Annotated in this window: 15 protein-coding genes and 1 riboswitch; of the genes, 5 read left to right on the top strand and 10 right to left on the bottom strand. The window is 50.4% G+C overall.

From position 1 onward, the window contains the following. Positions 1 to 19 precede the first annotated feature (19 nt). On the top strand, positions 20 to 943 hold the full coding sequence (locus OLMES_RS03650; RefSeq protein ID WP_087460002.1) for a branched-chain amino acid transaminase: 924 nt from the start codon (positions 20 to 22) through the stop codon (positions 941 to 943). Positions 944 to 982: 39 nt separating this feature from the next. Here the strand turns inward: OLMES_RS03650 and OLMES_RS03655 are convergent, their stop codons facing one another. The 7 genes from OLMES_RS03655 to OLMES_RS03685 form a co-directional block, all read right to left on the bottom strand. After that, entirely contained in the window at positions 983 to 2137 is a 1155-nt protein-coding gene (locus OLMES_RS03655) for a glycosyltransferase (RefSeq protein ID WP_087460003.1), read from the bottom strand. A gap of 8 nt (positions 2138 to 2145) precedes the next feature. Beyond that, positions 2146 to 3570, bottom strand: a complete 1425-nt coding sequence (gene hldE, locus OLMES_RS03660) for a bifunctional D-glycero-beta-D-manno-heptose-7-phosphate kinase/D-glycero-beta-D-manno-heptose 1-phosphate adenylyltransferase HldE (protein WP_087460004.1) — start codon at positions 3568 to 3570, stop codon at positions 2146 to 2148. 17 nt (positions 3571 to 3587) lie between these two features. Next, positions 3588 to 4199 carry a D-sedoheptulose 7-phosphate isomerase gene (locus OLMES_RS03665; protein WP_087460005.1) on the bottom strand — a complete coding sequence of 204 codons (612 nt, stop codon included), beginning with the start codon at positions 4197 to 4199 and terminating at the stop codon, positions 3588 to 3590. Between the two features lie 176 nt (positions 4200 to 4375). Beyond that, complete coding sequence (locus OLMES_RS03670; RefSeq protein WP_157678124.1) at positions 4376 to 5254, bottom strand: glycosyltransferase family 9 protein; 879 nt, start codon at positions 5252 to 5254, stop codon at positions 4376 to 4378. Positions 5255 to 5299: 45 nt separating this feature from the next. Continuing rightward, positions 5300 to 6529 carry an O-antigen ligase family protein gene (locus OLMES_RS03675; protein WP_087460007.1) on the bottom strand — a complete coding sequence of 410 codons (1230 nt, stop codon included), beginning with the start codon at positions 6527 to 6529 and terminating at the stop codon, positions 5300 to 5302. After that, a complete protein-coding gene (locus tag OLMES_RS03680; RefSeq protein WP_087460008.1) occupies positions 6526 to 7338 on the bottom strand; it encodes an aldo/keto reductase in 813 nt (270 codons plus the stop codon). Before OLMES_RS03680 ends, OLMES_RS03675 begins: the two co-directional genes overlap by 4 nt. 20 nt (positions 7339 to 7358) lie before the next feature. Further along, positions 7359 to 8615, bottom strand: coding sequence for an FAD-dependent oxidoreductase (locus OLMES_RS03685; protein ID WP_157678125.1), 1257 nt, complete (start codon positions 8613 to 8615; stop codon positions 7359 to 7361). 185 nt (positions 8616 to 8800) lie between these two features. Here OLMES_RS03685 and OLMES_RS03690 point away from each other — a divergent pair, with 185 nt between their 5' ends. Beyond that, a complete protein-coding gene (locus OLMES_RS03690) occupies positions 8801 to 9688 on the top strand; it encodes a lysophospholipid acyltransferase family protein (RefSeq protein WP_087460010.1) in 888 nt (295 codons plus the stop codon). Here OLMES_RS03690 and OLMES_RS03695 read toward each other — a convergent pair. Both OLMES_RS03695 and OLMES_RS03700 read right to left on the bottom strand, forming a co-directional pair. Further along, a complete protein-coding gene (locus tag OLMES_RS03695) occupies positions 9685 to 10812 on the bottom strand; it encodes a glycosyltransferase family 4 protein (protein ID WP_087460011.1) in 1128 nt (375 codons plus the stop codon). The two genes, OLMES_RS03690 and OLMES_RS03695, sit on opposite strands and share 4 nt — an antisense overlap. After that, entirely contained in the window at positions 10809 to 11756 is a 948-nt protein-coding gene (locus OLMES_RS03700; RefSeq protein WP_157678126.1) for a mitochondrial fission ELM1 family protein, read from the bottom strand. Before OLMES_RS03700 ends, OLMES_RS03695 begins: the two co-directional genes overlap by 4 nt. 172 nt (positions 11757 to 11928) lie before the next feature. Here OLMES_RS03700 and waaA point away from each other — a divergent pair, with 172 nt between their 5' ends. Beyond that, positions 11929 to 13203 (top strand): lipid IV(A) 3-deoxy-D-manno-octulosonic acid transferase, encoded by a 1275-nt coding sequence (gene waaA, locus OLMES_RS03705; RefSeq protein ID WP_087460013.1) that lies wholly within the window; start codon positions 11929 to 11931, stop codon positions 13201 to 13203. A 136-nt stretch (positions 13204 to 13339) separates the two neighbouring features. Here waaA and OLMES_RS03710 read toward each other — a convergent pair whose 3' ends face one another. Further along, complete coding sequence (locus tag OLMES_RS03710; RefSeq protein WP_087460014.1) at positions 13340 to 14653, bottom strand: TolC family outer membrane protein; 1314 nt, start codon at positions 14651 to 14653, stop codon at positions 13340 to 13342. A 235-nt stretch (positions 14654 to 14888) separates the two neighbouring features. Further along, a riboswitch (TPP riboswitch) is annotated at positions 14889 to 15018 on the top strand. Positions 15019 to 15245: 227 nt separating this feature from the next. On the opposite strand from OLMES_RS03710, the gene thiC reads away from it, so the two are divergent. After that, positions 15246 to 17105: a phosphomethylpyrimidine synthase ThiC gene (thiC, locus tag OLMES_RS03720; protein WP_087460016.1), complete on the top strand. Its 1860-nt coding sequence runs from the start codon at positions 15246 to 15248 to the stop codon at positions 17103 to 17105. Positions 17106 to 17124: 19 nt separating this feature from the next. Further along, positions 17125 to 17763 carry an ADP-ribose diphosphatase gene (gene nudF, locus OLMES_RS03725; RefSeq protein ID WP_087460017.1) on the top strand — a complete coding sequence of 213 codons (639 nt, stop codon included), beginning with the start codon at positions 17125 to 17127 and terminating at the stop codon, positions 17761 to 17763. The last annotated feature ends 30 nt before the right edge of the window (positions 17764 to 17793 follow it).

A 17793-nucleotide genomic window follows, 5' to 3' on the forward strand; every position in this document is an offset into this window, starting at 1 on the left:
TTTTAGGAGCAAATGAATTATGTCAATGGCTGACCGCGATGGTCTGATCTGGTTAGATGGCGAGCTGGTTCCCTGGCGCGACGCCAAAGTTCATGTGTTAACCCACACCTTGCATTATGGTATGGGCTGCTTTGAAGGGGTCAGAGCCTACGAAACAGACCAAGGGGCGGCGATTTTCAAATTGCAGGAGCATACGGATCGCCTGTATCGGTCTGCCCATATTTTACAGATGGCAATGCCATTTGAAAAAGATGAAATGAACGAGGCGCAACGTGCGGTGGTACGTGAGAATAATCTTCACGAGGCTTATTTACGACCAATGGCGTTTTATGGCTCGGAAGGTATGGGTCTGCGTGCAGACAATCTGAAGGTCCACGTGATGGTTGCTGCATGGGAGTGGCCTTCATACATGTCACCTGAAGCGAAAGAAAAAGGGATCAAGGTTCGCACGTCTTCCTACACTCGTCACCATGTCAATATCAGCATGTGCAAGGCAAAGGCGAACGGACACTACATCAATTCCATGCTGGCTTTGAATGAAGCATTAAAAAGCGGTTGTGAAGAAGCGTTGTTACTGGATAACGAAGGGTATGTCGCGGAAGGCAGTGGCGAGAATATTTTTATTCTGCGTGATGGCGTGATGTACACACCTGAGTTGACCAGTTGTCTCGATGGTATCACCCGTAAAACAATATTCACCTTTGCGGAAGAGCTGGGTGTGAAAGTGGTCGAGAAGCGAATTACCCGTGATGAGGTATATGTGGCCGATGAAGCCTTCTTTACCGGGACGGCTGCAGAAGTATTACCAATCCGGGAACTGGATAGTCGCCAGATCGGCAGTGGTGCACGCGGCCCGATTACAGAAAAGTTCCAGACCATGTACTTCGATGCTGTTAAAGGGCGTCGTGAGCAAAATAAAGAGTGGCTTACGCTGGTAAAATAATTTGCGAGCCAGTTCAGTGATCTGTGGCCATGGCTGCCACTATTGAGACTTCATGTATTTGTGCTGAATGTTGCGCAATACATTGCGTGTCGTTTCACTGGAGAAAAAGCGATCATAGAGAAGCCGGGCTTGTTGTCCGGCTTTTTTATGTCCGCTGTTTTCAATATTCTTAGTCTCTCCTTGATCCTTATGTTCCTCGTGCCAGAGATTGACCTGTTGGTAAATCGCGTCGGCAATGGCTTCAGGATTACCCGGTGGAACCAGCGTTAAACCATTCTGCATCGATGCGGGGACTTCAGGGTAGGCAAATCCGTCCAGTGTAATAACCGGACGCCCGCAGGCAAGGCTTTGGTAAACCTTGTTGGGTATCACTCGCATCGACTTTTTTCCGATGCCGAAGACACCGAGACAGATGTCGGCCTGATGAATGCGCTGAGGCAGTTGTTCGTAGTCAATCCAGTCTTCAAATTGAATGTCTACAGTTTCAGAAGCCGTTTGTTTGGCAATCGCTTCGCACTTTTGCCGGTCAGGGCCTGCTCCAAGCAGGGTCAGTTTGATCTTCGGGCCCGTATAATATTTGGCCGCTTCTACAATGTAGGTTGCACCCTGCAAGCCAATAAAACTTCCGTAAAACAGCAACTCAGGATTGGTTTTTGGTGTTTCAGGGGCTTCGATAAAGCGGTGTTCTTCGGCGCAAACCGGTATGACAAACGTGTCATCAGGGGCCGCATTCAAGGTTTCCTGAAAAAAAGTTTTGTGGGCTTCAGTGTCAGCTATAATTGCGGAGGCCCGTTTGAACAGGCCCTGTTCCCAAGCAAGAACCCGTTTCGCTTTCGCGCTGTTTTCAGGGTATTTTTGCCTTTCAAATACGCGCTTGTCGTATGCGCTGATCAGTGGATCGAATATTACGGGAATCGATTTGCGCGCAGCCCACTGGCTGGCGGGCTTCAAGTCTCGATGGCGAAAGCAGGGAACCCAGACAGCATCCACATTTGGAACCTGACTGAACAGCGCTTGCCAATACCCCAGAGCCGACACGGCCGGATGAAAGTAACTTACGCGCCATCCCAAAGCTTGCATATTTTCGAGAACGACCCGGTCCCGGGAATAGCCCTGTCCTTTGTTGCCATAACGGCCCCAGAATAAAATGTGAGGTTTACCGTTTGGCATACTTGATTGTGTACTAATCGTCATTCTCCTGATCAGGATTTACGAATCTTCTCGATGGTTGCAGTGGTGGAACAGTTGTCTTCAACCGAAAGCACCCGGATGTCACCACCATAGCGGGTTACAATGTCTGCCCCCACCACTTGATCCAGCGAGTAGTCACCCCCTTTGACCAAAACATTGGGCTTGAGTGCCTCGATCAAGGGTTCGGGGGTATCTTCCGAGAAGCTAATCACCCAGTCTACTGACTTCAGTGCACTCAACACACGCATGCGTCGATCCAAACCGTTCACGGGTCGATTGGGGCCTTTGAGTCGGCTGACTGAGGCATCGTCATTGATTGCGACAATGAGCCGGTCACCCAGTCGTTTGGCATCTTGCAGGTAGCCGACATGCCCGGCATGAAGTATATCGAAACAACCGTTGGTAAAGACGATTCGTTTCCCTGCTGCACGAGCATTACTGACCGCTTCCCGTAATTGCTCAAAGCTCATCATGCCCCGTTCAAGGTCATGATCGGCATCAATGGCTAACTTGAGTTCGGCAGCGGTTGTGGTGGCCGTACCCAGTTTGCCGACCACGATGCCGGCTGCCACGTTGGCGAGGGCGACCGAGGTTTCCAGGTCAAGTCCCGAGGCAATGGCAACCGCCAGGGTTGAAATAACCGTATCACCGGCCCCGGTGACATCAAACACTTCTTTTGCTTGGGCAGGAAAGTGGTGGTATTCACCGGATTGTTTTACCAGCGTCATGCCATGTTCACTCCGGGTGATCAGCAATGACTCGATCTGATGCTCATGAATCAGGGACAGGGCTTTGTTGATAATATCGTCTTCGCTTCTGCACTGACCCGCTACCGCTTCAAATTCTGCCATGTTCGGCGTCAACAGGGTTGCATGTCGATATCGAGAAAAATCAGTTCCTTTGGGGTCGACTAAAACCGGCACAGAGCGCTGCTTTGCTTCAGTTATCAGGTCACGGCACTGTAAGAGTGCGCCCTTACCGTAGTCGGATAGAATCACGATATCGGCATCGGCTAATCGTGAATTGAATTGATTGCCAAGACTTTGTCTCATTTGCGCGGATGGTGACGCTTCAAAGTCAGCCCTGATCAGCTGTTGGTGACGGCTGATTAGCCTCAGCTTGGTGATGGTTCTATAGTGCTCGTCAATGCTGAGATCATGCCGTATTTCTGCACCATCCAGCAGTCGGGTCAGGGTTGTCGCGGCATCATCCCTGCCTACAATACCGACTAAATTCGCTTGGGCACCCAAAGCAGCAACGTTTAAAGCCGCATTGGCTGCACCGCCCGGGCGGGATTCCTCTTTATTAACAGCGACCACAGGGACGGGGGCTTCCGGTGAAATGCGCGAAGTATCACCGTGCCAATAAGTGTCCAGCATCAAATCTCCGGCAATCAGGACATTGGTCTTTTTGAACCGGTTGAGATCAACTTGCATACCATCGGATCCTTTTGCTATTTCTGGTCAGGTCGTTGTGACAAGGTTTCATTCTCTTCGATTAGTGCACAAAGTATGTGCCCGATCATGATGTGGCATTCTTGAATGGTTGCGGTTTCCGACGCCGGAACCGACAGTGTTTGATCCGCCTGATCGACAATATTGCCGCCACAGCCCGTCATGCCAATGGTAGTACACTGAATATCTCGAGCTGAGTGGATCGCCGCCAAAATATTTTTGGAGTTACCAGATGTTGTGATACCGATGAATACATCCCCTTTTTGGCAAAGCGCCTCGACCTGACGGGCAAAAACCTGCTCATAGCCGTAATCGTTACCGATGGCGGTGAGGGCTGACGTATCGGTTGTTATTGCAATGGCCGGTAAACCGCGTCGTTCTTTTTTATAGCGCCCGACCAGTTCGGCTGCGATATGCTGGGCATCAGCCGCACTGCCGCCATTTCCCGCAAGTACGATTTTCTTACCGTTTAGTAACGCATCAGTGCAGGTTTCTGCAACGGTGTTTAGTGCTGCCAGAAATGATGCATCATTAAGCAGCTTGGTTTTGGCCTCGACACTGCGGTTGATATGCTCTGCAATCAAGGAAGTGTGGGGGTATTTGACTGTCATGGTAAGAATTCCAGTATCAGAGACAGGCGGGTTTACGCGAAAGATCGCATCAAGCCGCCGGGGATTTTGGATCAATGTCGTCGTGGTGCCGATTCTGCAAGATGTGGGCGAATAAGTCGAGTTACTAAACTGATTTTTGCACTGACCTATACTGCCATCACGGGTTCAGAATTATTTTATTCCTGTAAATAGGGGGCCAGTGTTTCTAAACCCTGGCTGAGATCAATTCGTTCGTAAATATTCGGGTCTACCGTTAATTGGCTGGCTGATGGACATTGCAGTTCCGGATCATGAAGCACGGTGCTCCAAGGGCCGAAGGGGTTGGCGATAATCCAGTTCGTAGCGCCGAAGATCCCGATGGTAGGCGTTTTCATCGCGGCGGATAAGTGCATTGCAGCAGAGTCGGTGGAAACTGTAAGAAAGCTGTTGCGAAGTAAAGATTTTAATTCTGTGAGTGAGGTTTTTCCCGCCACGTTACTGTGGGGGACTTTAATATTCCGGGTTAACTCGTTTACATAGTCCACCTCATCATGTGCGCCGGTGAACTTTATTGGAAGCCCGAAACGCTCGTAGGCCTCGATGGCGAAGGCCTCCCACTTGTGTGCAGGCAGTCTTTTTGAGGCCCATTTGGCGCTGGATCCTGTGTTGAAGACGATGTAATCTCGGGGCTTGGGGGTAAAGTTTAAATCCAATTTTAGCTGGGGGGCTAACTTTTGCGTCACCTGATGATGGATGTATGCTGCGCCGTTGGAAATATCCGCACCTTTCGCATTGAAGTGACGGACACCACTGAGGAACGTAATCGCCTTGCTACGGTCATTGCCTTGATAGTCGAGAATCAGTTCGAAGCGTTGCTTGCGAATGGTTTTAATGAGCTGATAGACGGTGGCCAGTTTTTTGTTTTCCAGTACCAGAAACTGGTCGTATTCATCTTCAAGAAGTGCTTTGCCAAGTGGGCTTGTAATAACGACGGGTTTCCAGGGAAGTGTATTCCAAGTGGGCATCGCCGCTGCGATGTCACCCAGAGCACTGAATCTCATAATAGCTAAATTCACGATTAAACTCCGTTATCTCCGTTTTGATTGTGGCAAAGCTCGAATTCAGTTTACTGCTTTTTCAGCTCTCAAAGGCGTGGGATTAACCTGACTGCCAATGTAATAAAGAAGGCCGAGAAAGAATGGCAGTAGAAAACTCATGATTTTCGATGTGTAACTTTTATCTAGTATTCCGCCCACCAGCAGTGCGCCTGCAGAGGCGAGAACAACGGCATACAACAGGCGTTCCCGAGTGTCTACGGCACGATAAACTGCAACGGAAAACCGAAAGAACACCAATAACCAGGCGCTATAGATCAATACCCCTGGCAGCCCTAATTCATACCCCACTTCCAAAAAAATGTTGTGGATATGTTTTACTTCCCAAACTAAATCAATTTCAGTCAACGTTCGTTTGATGCCCGTGCCGGTTATCAGGTTCTCTGGCGGATTTTGCAGTACTTGGGACCAAATCTCGAATCGGTGATTGCTCAGGCTGCGTATCAGTTCTGCCGGTGTCAACTCCAAAGCCTCGGGAACTGAGTCAATTGCCTGGGGCGGAAGGTTGTGTTCCGCAGGAATAGTGAGGTCGACAAACAGAACGAAAATCAGCGCACCGAGCAGTGCAACAGGGAGCCACAGTAGTTTACGCTTCAGAAACAGGAAAAATATACAGAAGCTTGCAAGCAACATCATGAGCTCCGTTCGGCTATCTGCAAACAGTAATAGCAGTATACATAGACTTCCAATGGCGATACTGACCGATTTCCGGATCCTGGAGTGTATGCCAATTGCATATAGTGCAATGGGAAGCAGCGCAGTCATGACCATCCCATTGAAATCAATGGCGGGTACACACTCCGAATTCAAGCGACATTCGATGGTTTTAACCGCAAATATCGGTATTGGTAGCAGCAGCAGTGTACTGTGTCGACGAAGCTGTTTGGGGATGTTCTCAATTTGCGCAAAGCGCAAAACCAGTAGTGCAATACTGCTGGTCGCAATAAAGCTCAGCACTTGTTTAATTGTGCCCAGGGTTGGAGCCGTAATGATGCTTGTGATTACAAGCCAGGTAGCGAGGGCGAGATAAAAGCACATCGGCAGACTTGGCCGGAGAGATTTCTCAGATGTCACTTTCGAAGCTTGATACAGTAAATAAAGTAAACTGCCGGCCAGCAACAGATTGCCCAGTGCGCGCCCGATATCAAAAGCAATCATGGTGAAAATCGGGGCAAGAATGACGATAACCGCTGGTGAGGTGTAGCTTGTACGGTCAAATGGTTGAGCATTGATCACGATAGTGCCTCAGCGATGACCTCTAAATTATTGCGCAGGTGAGCTGAATTGAGCGTGCCGAGAATGGTGGAGGTCACGCCGGGCATTTGATACAGGGCATTGAACGTCTGTTGAATCTGGGTCGAACTGATTGCGTGTCCCGAGGCGAACACTTTTTTCACCAGGATCCCTTTATTCAATTTGTGAGCTGCTTCAATCACCTCCCGTTCCTGAGTCTCCTTCAGGTTGTAGGTCACCATTGCACAATCTGCCTTGGCTAAGGTGGATAAGCCGCCTTGTATCGTTTTACTGGACATGCCGAACGCCTTGATTAGTCCTTTGCGTTTCAGCTCCGCGAGCGTATCCAGTGCGCCATACTGTTCGATGATTTCCATGTCCCGGCCATCGGAATGGATAAGAACAATGTCGATATAGTCGGTTTTAAGCCGCTTTAAACTCCTTGCGACGCTTTCCCGAATGGCGGGTGCTGAAAAATCATAGCGGGATTGTCCTGTGCGGGAATCAAACTCCTCTCCAGCTTTACTGCAGATAACCCATTGTTGCCGTGTGTTACCCAATAGCTGGCCCAATCGTATTTCACTGTTGCCGTATGCAGGCGCGGTATCCAGTAAGTTAATGCCGGAATCTTTGGCGATTGCCAGTAAGTTTTGTGCCTCGGTATCAGTCGGAAGTGAAAATCCATGGGGGTATTTCACACCTTGATTCCGACCCAGCTTCACGGTGCCCAAACCTGCGCGGCTGACGGCGATTCCGGTATCGCCCAGTAAGGCTTTTGGCAGATCCTGAAAGATCTTTGATGGCTTGTTCATGGTTTCACCATTTCTATCGATCAGTCCATTGAGCTCGCGTCACCCCATAACGGAGCCTGGAGTTTGGGGGGGCCGAAAGTGGCTGACAGTGTTGACTCTATATTTGTCGTGCGCTCATCGTTAATGGGTCCGAGCTGTTGTAACACGCGGTCTGAAAGATCCGGAGAAAGCGCAAGTTTAGTGGGCCAGCCGACCATGATATTTCTGACTTTTTGACAGTAGGCTTGATCCGGGCGATTGTTTTGATCCTGATGAGGCTCGGCTCGATCAAGCCTCAGCGTTTTCCATTTCGGGTTTTGCAATTGTACCCAGGGAAGCAATGTTTTGAGTGTGTTTTCGCTCTTTGTGATGAGCGCTTCTGGCGTTTGTTCTACACCTTCTTCAGCAAGCAGCCCACCCAGATACCAGGCTTTTCGGTGGTCTTTCGAGCGGGTTGATGATACCGGGTGAGTGGTAATCGTGAGTAAGGGTTTGGCTGAACTGCCAATGCAATGGGCGTAAATATCGGGTGCCTGGTCATGCTCAACCATTGCCATATGTAGGGGGCGCAGTTGCATTTTTATCTCAGGGACATTCAGGTAGTTTTGCAGTTTTTCGAAGCCTGAACCGGCACAGACCAGTAGTTGACTGAACGTGATTTTGATCGGGTATTTGTGGAACTGTAATGCTACAAGTGTACCGTCCGCGTTAAATTCAGGGGCGGCATCCAGAGTGATGTCACTCTGAAAGATAACTGATTTGTTGCGGTTGTATAGTTTTGCCAAAACGCTTGGAATATCCAGTACCAGTTCATCCAGCTGGTATAAACTGCCCTTGAAGCGAGCGTCTTGAAATACTTCAGGACGCTCACTCTGCGCGACTTTCAAGGTTCGTCCCTGCATGACCTTGCTGGCGAAAAAAGAAGTCATCTTGGCCGAGAGGGACTGGGTAGACCACAAATAATGCGCCGGGGAAAGTAATTTAACCCCGCGGAGGTCGATTTCGCCGTGCCCCTCCAGACAGTCACGCCAGCGACCGGGCATGGCCTTGATCGCATTGGCGGCGCCCGACAATACGCCATCCAGTGTGTATTTTGCACCACCATGGATAATACCTTGAGAGAATACCGTCTGGCCTCCCCCTATTGTACCGGGCTCGAGCAGTATAGCCTGGTATCCTGCCTGCCTGACCCGATCCAGGCACCAAAGACCGGCAATGCCCCCGCCAAGGATCACGAGATCGACCGTCAGGTTTTGAGTTTCTTGCTTGGATTGAAGGTGGCTACCGTTGCTGGACACTGTTAGGCTCTTTAAGTCACATGAGACGCTGCAATTGCGTTGAGCATCATTGGCTGTCTGGGCCGCTATTCTAACGAGGTTGCAGAAAGGTTTCACCTTTTAGATTTGATTGAATTCCTGTTGAGGGGCATTATGTCGCTCTGAAACAGGTGTGTAATGATGGGTTGTACCGATTGAAGGTAGCGATGAACAAGATTAAAGCCAGGCTTGCAGTTGGTTTGATTCGTATTGTGTCCTTGCTGTCCCTTGCCTCCGTTCAGAAGCTTGGGGCGTTTTTGGGGATGGTGTTATGGCGCACGGGCAGTAGCCCGGCGAAAGTTACAAAGATTAATATTGATCTTTGTTTTCCGGAGCGTTCGGAGGCTGAGCGTGAAAAGCTGGCCGCGCAGAGTTTACAGGAAACCTGTAAAACCTTTCTGGAAATGGGGGCGATTTGGGAATGGCCTGTTTCCAAAAGTCTCGGCTTGGTCCGTGAAGTCAAGAACAAACGCCTGTTCGATGAAGCCAGAGCAAGTGGTCAGGGATTGATCGTGCTGGGTCCACACTTGGGTAACTGGGAGTTGTCCGGCTTGTATTTGTCGTCACTGACGGAGATGGCGGCCCTGTACCGGCCACCCAAGGTCAAGGAGCTTGAGACCTATATGTCTCAGGTTCGCGGACGTTCCGGTTCCGAGCTGGTGCCTACGGATAAACGGGGGGTGATTCGCTTGTTTTCGATTCTCAAACGGGGCGGGGTTGTCGGTGTTCTGCCGGATCAGGTGCCGGATGACTCGGGTGGCGTGTTTGTGCCGTTCTTTGGCGTACCTGCCAATACGATCAAGCTGGTATCGAAAATGGTCGAGAAAACCGGAGCCCGAGTGCTTTGTCTTTATGCGCAGCGTTTACCTTCCGGGCATGGTTTTGTTTTGGTTTTTCGTGATGTCGATCCGCTTTTGTATTCCCGTGATCTGACTGATTCGGTTACAGGATTGAACAAGTCGGTGGAGCGTTGTGTATTGGACATCCCGACCCAGTACCAGTGGGAATACAAGCGATTTAAACACTATCAACCGGGTCGGGAACGATATTATTAATTGATGCAGTGGTGTTTTTGCTCTCCAGCCAGCTCGTTGTATAGGTCGAGTGTTTGTTGTTGCATGTTGGCAAGCAGAAACTGCTTGTTTTCCAGAATGGCGGGCGCGTCCCCTTGGTAGATCGCTTTCAGGCGGTCTGTGACCGCACTTGTATCCCCTGGAGTAACGGCACCGTGTGGGTAGAGTGTCGTTAAAATTTCTGCAACGCCGCCATGGGCATAACCGATCACCGGAACATTAATGCTAAGGGTTTCCAGCACAGTGCGACCAAATGATTCGGGTTTTGAGGACAGGGACACGACGGCATTGGAAACTTTGTAAATGTTCATGATATCCGCTCTGTGCCCGGTGAAAATAATGTCTTCTTGCAATCCCAGTTCTGCCGTTTTGGCTCGGATTTCTTCTGCATAGCCCTTTCTTTTTGGGTCTTCGCCGCCAACAATCAGCCCGGTGACGGGAATACCTGCCGCTTTTAGGGCCTGGATTATCTGGAGGAACCCGAGATGGCCTTTTAATCGGGTCAGGCGTCCCGGCAGGGTGACCACAAAGCGGTTTGCGAGCATCGGGTAAGTGGTAAACCAGGTGCTTCGCCATTCTTCCCCGGGTACATAATCGAATGGATATTGCTTGGGGTCGATTCCTCTGTAAATCAAACGAATTTTATCTGGATCTGTATTCGGGTAGTTTTCCCGAATGTACGCCAGCCCCGTTTTGGAGACTGCGATAACACGCTCACCGCAGGTCATGATCTGGCTGTAGCGATTGACCGAGTGCAAACCGTGAACGGTGGAGACCAGTCGGGGCCGTTGTGTTTTCGGTATTTTTCGCCAGGCAAGCCAGACCAGCCATGCGGGCATCCGGGACCGCACATGAATGACATCAAACTGCTCCTGTATCAGCCAACGCCGGAGTTTCGGAATTTGCAAGAGTGATGTGAGTGATTTGCGCCCGAGATCCCAGCAATGGTGATGACTGCCTTCTCGTTCGAGGGTGTCGACAAGGCGCCCTCCCGCAGAAACCACCCAGGAATCATGTCCCGCCGCGACAATGGCTTGCGCGATTTCCAGTGTGCCTTTTTCAACACCGCCACTATTCAGTGTGGGTAGTACTTGAAGAATTTTCATCCTGATTTCGCAATTCGATATCGTTCCAGTAACCAGTCGGCTGCCCGCCCAGCTTCAAAAAACGGGCCTTGATAGCGGGGCATTTCATGGTGTCGGTGCCAGTCTTCAAAGGTGATCAATTTATTATCATCGACCAGTTTTTCGAGTCCCCGGACAATTCTACCGTGTTTTTTCTCTTTTAACTTGAATATTCCAGTTTGGGCACCTGAGGTCAGGGCTTCGTAAACCATGGAAACGCTATCGGGGGTGACCCATACCGGGTTGCTTCTGACAAGGTTTTCCTTCATCCACTCAGGCGGTGTTTCCGTGTGCGGGATGACCGTTAGCTGTTGCTGTTCGTTCAAGGCGGCGGAGAGCGTTTCCAGAAAATCTTCCGGCGTTCGACGAGAGTTGGTTAACATCCAGTTTTGCTCAGGGTCTTGTTGCAGGATCTCACTGATTTGCGCCACGATCTCGGTTGTGTCCCAGTGATAGTGTTTGGACTCTCCGCCAATTAACATCAGGCCGGGGGTGTTTTGTGCATGATCAGCCTGTTCTGTGCGGGGCGTGATAGTATTCAAGACACCGAGGGTTTTTAATACTTGTGGTCGGTTCGGGGGCGAGTCATGGGCGGGGACAATGCAGGCATCGAAAAGCCGATAGGGTAAGCTTGGTTTCATGAGTAGTACTGTAAATGACTGGCACTGCCGCTTTAGGCTTAATACAAGCTTATGGGTGGCATGTCCGGCACCAATGACAATATCCGGGAGCCCGGACTGATCTGGAGTAAGGTTTAATGACAGTGCTTTACGACTTATCAATGCGCGCCACTTGAGTGGGTAGTCACGCACATGGAGCCAGGTTATCTCTGTTTCAACGCTGTTGGCAAGTGCTGAGCCCAGACCTCTAAGCTGGTTCTGGTGGCCTGGTTTGCCATCCGTTATCATCCAGACGTTTAATTTCACGGGTGGTATCGAGCCCCTTAATAATATTGGTAAACCCTAATTATTAGCGTAACTTGCGATTGAAATCAAAAACTTCGCACAGGTCCTGTTCACTTATGAATGATTTTCAATGTCATAATATTTTTTTGTTACACTAGCGATTCTGTTGAACGGACCAAAAGGATTCCACATTATGGGGCGCTACTTATACAGTACGTTGTTTTATCTGATTTCACCCTTGATTTTGGCTCGTTTGCTGTATCGTTCAAAACGTGCACCGGCCTACGCCAAGCGTTGGTCGGAGCGCTTGGGGTTTATGCATTGCCCGCCTGAGGTACGTGGTGCGATTTGGGTGCATGCAGTGTCCGTTGGCGAAGTTGTCGCGGCAGTTCCGCTTATCGAGCGAATTCTCAAGCAATACCCTGAACGGCCTGTGGTTGTGACCACAATGACTCCTACTGGATCCGCACGTCTGAAAGCCGCTCTGGGTGATCAGGTATTTCACGTCTATGCGCCGTATGATACTCCAGACTGTGTTCAGCGCCTGATTCGCAAAATCCAGCCGAGTGCTTTGCTTATTATGGAAACAGAGCTGTGGCCCAACATGTTGCATTACACCCGGAAATCGGGAGCCCGTGTTTTACTGGTAAATGCCCGCTTGTCCGAGAGATCCATGAAGGGATATGCCCGTGTCGGGTGGCTCGCCCGGCCCATGTTGCAATCGCTGTCGTCCATTTATGCACAGGATCAAGCCGGTGCGGACCGGTTTCAATGTTTAGGCGTCAACCCGCAGCAGATCGAGGTGACCGGCAGCATCAAGTATGATCTTTCTGTTGCAGACGAGGTTCTCGAGCGGGGGCGGCAACTCCGTACGCAAATGGGCATTGCACGCCCGGTATGGATCGCCGCAAGTACCCACGAGGGTGAAGATGATATTATTTTAAAGGCCCATAAAACGGTACAAGACGTGTGCCCTGAAGCCATCTTGATTCTGGTTCCGAGGCACCCGGAACGCTTCAATGATGTGGTGAGGCTGGCCGCCAAAGTGTTCGAGACCGGCGTGTCCCGGAAGAGTGATCCCGAGAGTATCTCGGAGAATACACGCATCCTGGTGGGGGATACTATGGGGGAGTTGATGGAAATGTATGCTGCTTCTGATATTGCTTTTGTCGGCGGCAGTTTGATTCCCCGTGGCGGCCACAATCCGCTGGAACCGGCAGCATTGGGTTTACCTGTCATGATGGGGGATGGCACATTCAATTTCGCTGAAATTTGCGCGGCCCTTGAAGCTGCGGGGGGGCTGCACATTGTTTCGGAACAGTCGCTGTCTGATCAGGTACTTGAATGGCTAAAATCCCCTCAGCGAGCTGCACAGGTGGGTGAGCAAGCGGGTCAGTTTGTTGCCGAAAATCGTGGGGCCCTTGATCGTGTCATGGCACTGATCAAAAGGGATGTTCCCGGGCTTTGATTGGGGCTAGACTGGGTTTGTATCGGGCTGGATTGGATTGGATTGGATTGGACTGGATTAAGTGCGGATTGCTCGGAAGAGTTGACAGCGGAAGGCGCGCACAGGTGGTGGCCTATGCGCGAAATGATCGAGCGGATTAGTTTGCGCTTTTCAGCCAGCGATTCAAGTCATTGATATCCTGCGGGTTGAGGCTACCTGCAGCTTGTTTCAAGGTCAGGCTGTCGATGACATAATCGTAGCGGGCATTGGCATAATCCCGTAACGCAGAATAATAGTTGCGCTCAGCATCCAGAACTTCAACGATATTTCGTGTGCCAACCGAATAACCTGCTCGCGTCGCTTCAAGCGCACTTTCCCGTGAAACGATCAGCTGCTTTTGGGATTGAACGGTCTGGATGTCGGTAATCACACTCAGAAACAGGCTGCTGGTATCCAATTGTGTATTACGACGCAGGGTTTCAAGGTTTTGTCGTGCTTCTTCGACCAGGTAACGAGCGCGTCGGATACTGGCTTGAGTGCCGCCACCCTGATACAAGGGCAGATTGAATGAGAGTCCGATGGATGCGTTGTTTTTAGTGTCGTCCAAGGCCGCTCCGGTGGTATCTGAGTTGTCGTAGCTGGCGACCAGATCCAATGTTGGATAATGCCCTGCTTTCTCCGTTCTCAGTTGTTCTTTAACGGTGTCCAGGGTGTACTGTGATGCACGAACGGATAGATTGTCCTGTAGTGCCCGGTCAATCCAGGCTTGGGTATCCGTTGGCTCCGGCTGCTTGACTGGAAAGTCTGCTGCCAGAGTGGCAATATCGGTTGCCCTTTCCCCGGTCAGTCGGTTGAGGTTTTCAAACGCGATGTTGACGCTACTGGAGGCTTGAATGCGAGCGGTAATCGACGCATCGTAGGTCGCTTTAGCTTCATGTACTTCCGTAATCGCAATCAAACCCACATCGAAGCGTTCTTTTGCCTGCTCCCATTGCCGTTTGAAAGCAGCTTCAGCTGATTGTGCGGTTGTCAGGTTATCCTGAGCCCGTAGTACGTTGAAATAGGCGGTTGCCACGTTCAGAATTAAATCCTGTTGCGACTTCTCGAACTGTGCGATGGCAATTTGAGTGTTTTTCTGACTGGTGGTGTACTGGTACCAGTTCTGTGCGCGGAACAACGGTTGGCTGAGTGAAAGGCTGTATCCAGAGGTACGATAACTATCATCGTTATTGTTGTCTGAATCGATGTCCTGATGGCTGGCGGATGCTCCCAGTGATACTTGAGGCAACAGGCCAGCCTTTGCCTGGGCTTCCCCTTCGGTTTCCGCTTCGAGACGTGCACGAGAGGCGGCCAGCGCAGAGTCATATTTTACAGCTTTGGAGTAGGCTGTACTTAAATCGATTGCAAGAGCAGAATGCGAGAATAGGGTCGATGTACCGAGGCACATTAGCAGTGCAAGTGGTTTTCTCATTGGGAGGTGTTACTCCATTCAAAATTAACAATTCGGTCAGCAGTAGATCAATGTTAAATTAAAGTAATAGATGTCAACATTGAGGTCACAATACCACAGCATATCACTCAGATAAACTAGCAATTAGGCTACTACTCCGGCTTCTGAGTTGGCATGCTGTACAGTGGTGGACAATACTCTCACACACATCTAAACTTGCGCCTGACAATCCGGGGCTGTTTGGCCTTGTCGGGTTGACTACTTGGCGGGGTGCTGAATTAACGCGTGTAAATGAAACGCTTTAGTTCTTGGCTGAGACTGCAGGTGCAGAACCCGTAAACCTGATCCGGATAATGCCGGCGTAGGAACTTGAGTAAAACAGTAGTCGTAATGAGTGTTTAAATTCCGGTTTCCAATATTTATTTATCCGGAACCCTTAACAACATTACCGTCAAACCAGCTTGTTGCAACTCAGACTGTTGTAACCACATCAGCCGGTTTGGTAACTGCTGACCTCTGTGTTCTGCGTTTTGCCTGGAAACTGCACCCGATGCGGGTTCGGCTTTCAGGCAGTGAGTTCAAAACTTGATTTTTGCCAGCAGAGGATAATTTCATGAGCAGCCATTCCCCATATCTTAGCGAAGTCGCCAAAGTCGACGAAGCGTCCGTCCAACCGTTCCCTAATTCAAAGAAAATCTACATTACCGGTAGTCGCCCGGATATTCGTGTGCCAATGCGGGAGATTAGCTTGGCGGACACACCCACTTCCATGGGCGGGGAAAAGAATGAGCCCGTGTTAGTGTATGATACTTCGGGCCCGTATACGGATCCGGATGTGCAAATTGATGTCCGGGCAGGGCTTGCACCCATCCGGAAAAACTGGATTGCCGAGCGTGACGACTGCGAGGCATTATCTGGCTTCACCTCTGAATATACCCTGCGACGGCTCAATGACCCGACGCTGCAGCCCTTGCGATTTGCACTGCACAATAATCCTCTCAAGGCCAAGCCGGGCAAGAACGTAACGCAGATGCACTATGCCCGTCAGGGGATAATCACTCCGGAGATGGAGTTCATCGCCATTCGGGAGAACATGAAGCTGGAAGAAGCCCGGGCCAAAGGGCTGTTGGAGCAACAACATCCCGGGATGTCGTTTGGTGCGGCTATTCCTGATCAAATCACCCCGGAGTTTGTGCGTCAGGAAGTTGCCTGCGGACGAGCAATCATTCCAAATAACATAAATCACCCTGAATCCGAACCCATGATTATCGGGCGAAACTTTCTGGTGAAAATTAATGGCAATATTGGTAATTCTGCGGTCACGTCTTCCATCGAGGAAGAGGTCGCCAAACTGACCTGGGCGACCCGTTGGGGAGCGGATACCATCATGGATCTTTCTACCGGTAAGAATATTCATGAAACGCGAGAATGGATTATTCGGAACTCGTCGGTACCCGTTGGTACAGTCCCAATTTATCAGGCGCTCGAGAAAGTTAATGGTGTTGCTGAAGACCTTACTTGGGAAATCTTACGGGATACCCTGATTGAGCAGGCTGAGCAGGGAGTCGATTATTTCACGCTGCATGCTGGAGTGCTGTTGCGTTATGTGCCACTCACGGCTAAACGGGTTACCGGAATTGTATCCCGGGGCGGCTCAATTATGGCGAAATGGTGTTTGGCACATCACAAAGAAAATTTCATTTACACCCACTTTGAAGAAATCTGTGAGATTATGAAGGCTTATGATGTGGCCTTTTCGCTGGGTGATGGTCTCCGACCGGGCAGTATTGCTGATGCTAATGATGCTGCACAGTTTGGTGAATTGGAAACGCTGGGAGAGCTGACCAAAATTGCCTGGAAGCATGATGTCCAGACCATGATTGAAGGTCCAGGCCACGTGCCAATGCAGATGATCAAGGAAAACATGGATAAGCAGTTGACTGAGTGCGGGGAAGCGCCATTTTATACCCTTGGGCCACTGACCACCGATATTGCACCCGGTTACGACCATATCACGTCCGGAATCGGGGCCGCGATGATTGGCTGGTATGGCTGCGCGATGCTTTGCTATGTTACGCCCAAAGAGCATCTGGGCCTGCCGAACAAGGACGATGTGAAAGAAGGTATCATCACATACAAAATTGCGGCCCACGCGGCTGATCTGGCGAAAGGCCACCCCGGTGCGCAGATAAGAGACAACGCTATGTCCAAGGCACGGTTTGAGTTCCGTTGGGAGGATCAATTCAATTTGGGCCTCGATCCGGACACCGCTCGAGCGTACCACGATGAAACGTTACCAAAAGAATCCGCCAAAGTGGCGCACTTTTGCTCTATGTGCGGTCCGAAGTTCTGTTCTATGAAAATTAGCCAGGAAGTTCGGGAGTTTGCAGATCAGGAAGCGGTCCAGTCTGCCATGGAGGAGAAAGCAGAAGAGTTCCGTCAGCAAGGTGCGGAACTGTATCGAAAGGTATAGATGATACTGAGGTGATGTAATGACAGGTGAAAAAACGTCGGTACCAGAGCAACAGTTTGGTCACGATGACTTTGAGGAAACCGGGCGCGAGCCCGGATATCAGGGCTTTTTTCGTGTCGATAAAGTCACGATCAGGCACCGCCTGTTCAAAGGAGGGTGGTCGCCGGAACTGCATCGTGAGGTTTTTGTCCGGGGTAATGCGACTTGCGCATTACCCTATGACCCCGATACGGATAAAGTGATATTGCTTGAGCAGTTTCGTATAGGTGCCCTCGAAAATGATGCCTCGCCCTGGCTTTTAGAGCTGATTGCCGGTATGAACGAAATCGGGGAGAGCTCGGAGGATGTTGTGCGCCGGGAGGGTGTTGAAGAAGCGGGCCTGACTCTGGAGCAGCTTTATCCCGTATGTTCTTACTTTGTTTCACCGGGAGGGACGTCAGAGAAAATTGATATTTTTTGTGCTAAAGTAAGCGCGTCAGCTGCTGGAGGCATACATGGTCTCGAAGCGGAAGGCGAAGATATCAAGGTTCATGTGGTGGATCGGGAAGTTGCTTATGGTATGGTGGAATCGGGCCTGATCAACAACGCTGCAGCGATTATTGCGTTGCAGTGGTTGCAAATGAATCATGAGAAGCTTGCAGCGCAATGGGCCAGGTAATTCTGTGCTGAGTTAGGTTTTTTACAACAA

It is taken from the genome of Oleiphilus messinensis, from assembly GCF_002162375.1.
Taxonomy (GTDB): Bacteria; Pseudomonadota; Gammaproteobacteria; order Pseudomonadales; family Oleiphilaceae; genus Oleiphilus; species Oleiphilus messinensis.

What these genes read in the sequence shown, in the direction of transcription:
- OLMES_RS03710 (WP_087460014.1), bottom strand. Translation starts at nt 14,653, where the DNA reads ATGAGAAAACCACTTGCACTGCTAATGTGCCTCGGTACATCGACCCTA.
- hldE (WP_087460004.1), bottom strand. Translation starts at nt 3,570, where the DNA reads ATGCAAGTTGATCTCAACCGGTTCAAAAAGACCAATGTCCTGATTGCC.
- thiC (WP_087460016.1), top strand. Translation starts at nt 15,246, where the DNA reads ATGAGCAGCCATTCCCCATATCTTAGCGAAGTCGCCAAAGTCGACGAA.
- OLMES_RS03680 (WP_087460008.1), bottom strand. Translation starts at nt 7,338, where the DNA reads ATGAACAAGCCATCAAAGATCTTTCAGGATCTGCCAAAAGCCTTACTG.
- OLMES_RS03655 (WP_087460003.1), bottom strand. Translation starts at nt 2,137, where the DNA reads ATGACGATTAGTACACAATCAAGTATGCCAAACGGTAAACCTCACATT.
- OLMES_RS03650 (WP_087460002.1), top strand. Translation starts at nt 20, where the DNA reads ATGTCAATGGCTGACCGCGATGGTCTGATCTGGTTAGATGGCGAGCTG.
- nudF (WP_087460017.1), top strand. Translation starts at nt 17,125, where the DNA reads ATGACAGGTGAAAAAACGTCGGTACCAGAGCAACAGTTTGGTCACGAT.
- OLMES_RS03690 (WP_087460010.1), top strand. Translation starts at nt 8,801, where the DNA reads ATGAACAAGATTAAAGCCAGGCTTGCAGTTGGTTTGATTCGTATTGTG.
- waaA (WP_087460013.1), top strand. Translation starts at nt 11,929, where the DNA reads ATGGGGCGCTACTTATACAGTACGTTGTTTTATCTGATTTCACCCTTG.
- OLMES_RS03695 (WP_087460011.1), bottom strand. Translation starts at nt 10,812, where the DNA reads ATGAAAATTCTTCAAGTACTACCCACACTGAATAGTGGCGGTGTTGAA.
- OLMES_RS03665 (WP_087460005.1), bottom strand. Translation starts at nt 4,199, where the DNA reads ATGACAGTCAAATACCCCCACACTTCCTTGATTGCAGAGCATATCAAC.